This is a genomic window from Chromohalobacter sp. HP20-39 (assembly GCF_033052815.1).
Classification (GTDB): domain Bacteria; phylum Pseudomonadota; class Gammaproteobacteria; order Pseudomonadales; family Halomonadaceae; genus Chromohalobacter.
On record NZ_JAWHTP010000038.1, the window covers coordinates 1 to 869 of the forward strand.

The window sequence follows — 869 nt, forward strand, 5'->3', positions numbered from 1 at the left end:
CTCGCGCTGAACAAGCTGGAGTTTGCGCAGACGCATGTGCTGCCTGAGGGCGGCATCACCTGGACGCTGCCGAACACCACCGGCACGCTGCAGCTCACCGGCAATCGCGGAGCACTGGCGCTGGTGTCGATCGGTCAGGCAGACGTGCAGCAACCGAAGCTGGAAGCCTGGCGCAACGGCGCGCTGGTCGGCAGCCTGGCGCTGAATGCGCCAGCCTCCCTGCCGCCCACGGAATCTGCCGGCCGCCCGTACGCAACCGACCGCTGGAGCGTGACCGTACCTGCCACGTGGATGGTGCCCGGCACGGCGTTCCGCGTATCGGCAGCCAACTACACCGCCAGCACCAGCCACACGCCCAGCTTCGGCACCAACGCCGACATCACGCTGCGTGTACTGCCGTTCTACCTCTTTGGCGCGAACGATTCGAATACGACGCCGCTGTCGACCGTCAAGGCGCCGGACGCCGTGACGCAGCAGGAGATCTTCGCCAAGTGGCCGGTCTCGGCACTGACGGCAGCCAATCACCCGATCGGGCGCGTGTCGTGGCCCAGCATGGTGATCGCGCCGCGTGCAGACAGCGCCAACGTAGCGCAGCCGGCCTACGTGGTCACGGCCATGAGCCAGCAGAAGGAAGGCTACGCGGTGATGAGTTCGGTGCTCAGCCTGATCCAGAGCCTGCGCAACGCCAACGGCGAAGGCCCGACCAACAACCAGTACTACGCGCCGATCCTGCCGGTCGACCCGGTGACGAACAAGCCGGTGTCCCTCGGCGGCGGCCTCGGCGGTGGCAATGCGGGCGTGGGCGACCAAAACTACACCGGCATCTTCATCCACGAGCAGGGCCATGCGTTCGGCTTGCCGCATGCGGG

General features: G+C 67.2%; 1 protein-coding gene. It reads left to right on the forward strand.

Annotated features, from left to right (window positions below):
• On the forward strand, nucleotides 1–869 hold an 869-nt coding region (locus RVY79_RS16715; protein ID WP_317465598.1), incomplete at both ends, for a M66 family metalloprotease.